Raw genomic sequence first — 3025 nt, 5'->3', positions numbered from 1 at the left:
CCTGCTGGGGCGGGCCGAGAACCAGGTCGCGGCCGATGCTGAGCTTGACCCGGTAGGGATCGATGCCGCCCCAGTAGTAACGGCGGTACTCGGCGGTCTTGTCGTCTTCGAGCTTGAGTTTCTGGGTGAGCATCATCTTGCGCACGTCGGCCGGATCGACCGGGACCCAGCCGTAGCCCGGCAGGTAGAACTCGGCCCAGCAGTGCTGCCAGCTGGAGATGTCGGTTGCCCCTTCTTTACCCTGGCGGATGCCGAAAATTTCACGGGCGGGAACGCCGGCGGCGCGGGCCAGGGAGACGAAGACCGAGTGGATGTCGGCGCACTTGCCGCCGGGGCGCAGCAGCAGGGCGCAGACGTCGCCGGGCCCGCAGCCGTGAGTGTCGGGATCGCGGAACATGTTGTCGCAGATCCAGTCGTAGATGGCGTGGGCCTTGGCCTGCACGCCGGTCTTGCCTTCAGTGATCTTGTCGGCCAGCTTTTTTACTTCGCCGTCGATCGGCCCTAAGCTGGTAGCTTTGAGCCATTGGGCGAAGTCGGCGGGATTCCAGGCGCCTTCGCTGGTGGGCAGGTCGCGGTGCTCGACTTCGCTGCGCTCGGCATCGAAGCTGAAATTCAGGATGCGGGTTTTGGCCGCCTTGTCCCAGCGCACATAGAGCATCGGGGTCTGGTAGGCGCGGTCGGTGTAGACCCCCGCCTCGGCGTAGTCGCCGGCATACTTCACGTTGGCGATGGTCTGGTTCAGGTCGGAGACCGGGTAGGGGATCCACAAGGAAACCTCTTCGCCGGCTTTCTGGCTGGTCAGATCGAAGGCCATGGCGATGGTTCCCGACTGGGTTTTGGCCCAGGCGTCGGTGGCCAGGGTGAGCAGCATGAGCAGCATCAGTAGTTTTTTCAAGACATCCTCCTGAGGGTTGATTTGTCGGAAACTTAATCAATGTACTCGGGAATGTCCAATATAAATTATCGATGATTTCTATTGCTTCGATAGATTCTCCCTATCCATTGTCGCGTGGCCGGCACCACCGTGCGACCGGACGTTGACAAATCCGTCTCGTCTCGCCACAATCGGGCCTTGCCCTGTCGCGGGTTTAACCTGAATCCCGGAATCTACCCGTTGTTTGTTTTTGTCGCCGTATGTGAAAAGAGGATGTACATGAACCCGGACAACCTGTTCTGCATCGACCTCGACCAGCCCACCCTGGAGGGATTTCGTAAATTCGTCAGCTCCTGGTGCTATCGAGGCGACGGCTTCACCCTGGTGGTCGACCCCGGCCCGCTGTCAACCATCCCGCACCTGGTCGGCGAGCTGCGCCGCAAGGGGATTGAACGGGTCGACACCATCCTGCTGACCCATATTCACATCGACCACGCCGGCGGCACCGGGGCGCTGCTGCGTGAGTTCCCCGAAGCGCGGGTGATCTGCCATCCCGAAGGGGTGCGCCACATGGTCGAGCCGGAAAAGCTCTGGCAGGGATCGCGCAAGGTGCTTGGCCGCCTCGCCGAGGCGTATGGCGAAATTGTTCCGATTCCGGCAGCGCGGATCGGTTACGAGGAAACCGTCGGCGAGACCGGCGTGCGCGCCTTTCTTACTCCCGGCCATGCCCAGCATCATGTCTGCTACCTGCTCGACGACCTGCTTTTCGGCGGCGAAGTGGCGGGAGTGCGCAGCGAGGTGCCGCAGGGGATTTTCATGCGCCCGGCGACCCCGCCCCGATTCATCCTGGATGTTGCTCTCGACTCGATTGACCGCATGATCGCCCTGGCGCCGCGCACGATGGTTTTTGCCCATTACGGCCGGGTCGACAACGCCCTCGAGCATCTGCAGATCGGTCGTCGGCAGCTGCAGTTGTGGGTGCGCGGGGTGGCGGCGACCTCGGAGCTCAAGGCGAGCTGGCGCGAAGAAGCCATTTACCAGTGGCTGCTGGAGCAGGACGCGATCTACCGCAACGTGCAGCAGCTGCCGGCGGACATTTTCAAGCGCGAGCGGATTTTTCTCGGCAACACCCTGCGCGGGATGATCGAGTATGTCGACGGTTTGCCGGCCTCCGAGCGGCAGGCGCTGGCGGCCGGACCATAGGGCGCGTCAGCGGATGTCGATCGGTTTTTCCGGCGGCTGGTCGCGGCGGAAGATGCTGGTCAGGTCGATGCCGAAATAGCGCAGGCAGCCGAGCAGCAGCGCCACCGCGGCGGCTTCGTCGAGATTGCCGATGTAGGGGAGGTTGTCGGGGATGAGCTCGAAAATGCCGGCCCCCGGGTTGAGCAGGTAGATGACGGCGAGCAGGCCGACGCCGAGCACGGCGAGTTTTTTCATGGTCACCTCGAGCGGTGAGAGGATTGTTTTTTACGCGGATGACTGGCATTATATCGTAATGAAGAAAAAACTCCCGCCAGATTTTAAAGCCATGTGCGAAGAAAACGCAGAATGCGGAATGGATGGCGCCAGGCCAAGCCCCTGGATCTGCCACGTCTGCGATCATAAGTCGCAGACCGGCGAAGGCGTAGCCTGCACCGTCTGCTACAAAACCACCTGCGGCCTCCACCTCAAGCATGTCTCTGCGTATAATCCCGCAAGCGGACTTTACGAATTGCAGCCGGTCTGCATTTTCTGCGTCGGCGCCAAACTGCATTAGACGCCGGTCCCGCAGCCCTGACCGATCCCGTAGGGGGAGATCGGGACAGCTGACGAACGCTCCCCCATTTGTTTTGAGGTGCTATGCACGCGAGGGGATATTGCCGGATCTTTCTATGCTGGATGCTGCTGGTCTGCTGCCTGCTGGCCGGCTGTGCCGAAACGCTGCTGACGGGCGCTGCCCCCGAGCCGCCGCCAGGCGATAAGCTGCGGGTCTATTTAAAGGTAATCACCAGCGGCCATTTGAAAGAGGATTGGCGCGGCACTGAACAGAGGGCTGAGGCAACCGCGCGCCCACTGCTGGCGAAAGTTTTTGATGGGACTGGTTTTTGTGCGCTGATCAACGGAACGGACCTGGATAAGGTCATGCCGTCGCCGTCTCCCGGATGGTGGTGG

Annotated in this window: 5 protein-coding genes; 3 read left to right on the top strand and 2 right to left on the bottom strand. The window is 61.6% G+C overall.

Going from position 1 to position 3025, the window contains the following annotated elements; all coding sequences use genetic code 11:
• Window positions 1–895: transglutaminase-like domain-containing protein (locus ABYV89_RS15945; protein ID WP_432823922.1), on the bottom strand; the 895-nt coding region annotated here is incomplete at its 3' end.
• 258 nt (window positions 896–1153) lie between these two features.
• Here ABYV89_RS15945 and ABYV89_RS15940 point away from each other — a divergent pair.
• Window positions 1154–2077, top strand: coding sequence for an MBL fold metallo-hydrolase (locus tag ABYV89_RS15940; RefSeq protein WP_432823921.1), 924 nt, complete (start codon window positions 1154–1156; stop codon window positions 2075–2077).
• Between the two features lie 6 nt (window positions 2078–2083).
• Here ABYV89_RS15940 and ABYV89_RS15935 read toward each other — a convergent pair whose 3' ends face one another.
• Window positions 2084–2311: a DUF1232 domain-containing protein gene (locus ABYV89_RS15935; protein WP_432823920.1), complete on the bottom strand. Its 228-nt coding sequence runs from the start codon at window positions 2309–2311 to the stop codon at window positions 2084–2086.
• A gap of 58 nt (window positions 2312–2369) precedes the next feature.
• Between ABYV89_RS15935 and ABYV89_RS15930 the strand changes: the two genes are divergently transcribed.
• Both ABYV89_RS15930 and ABYV89_RS15925 read left to right on the top strand, forming a co-directional pair.
• Window positions 2370–2630: a hypothetical protein gene (locus tag ABYV89_RS15930; RefSeq protein ID WP_432823919.1), complete on the top strand. Its 261-nt coding sequence runs from the start codon at window positions 2370–2372 to the stop codon at window positions 2628–2630.
• Window positions 2631–2752: 122 nt separating this feature from the next.
• On the top strand, window positions 2753–3025 hold a 273-nt coding region (locus ABYV89_RS15925), incomplete at its 3' end, for a hypothetical protein (RefSeq protein WP_432823918.1).

It is taken from the genome of Trichloromonas sp. (assembly GCF_041583255.1).
In the GTDB taxonomy this organism is placed as follows: domain Bacteria; phylum Desulfobacterota; class Desulfuromonadia; order Desulfuromonadales; family Trichloromonadaceae; genus Trichloromonas.
Note: the sequence above shows the minus strand (reverse complement) of the source record. Positions and strands in the feature narration are given on the sequence as shown.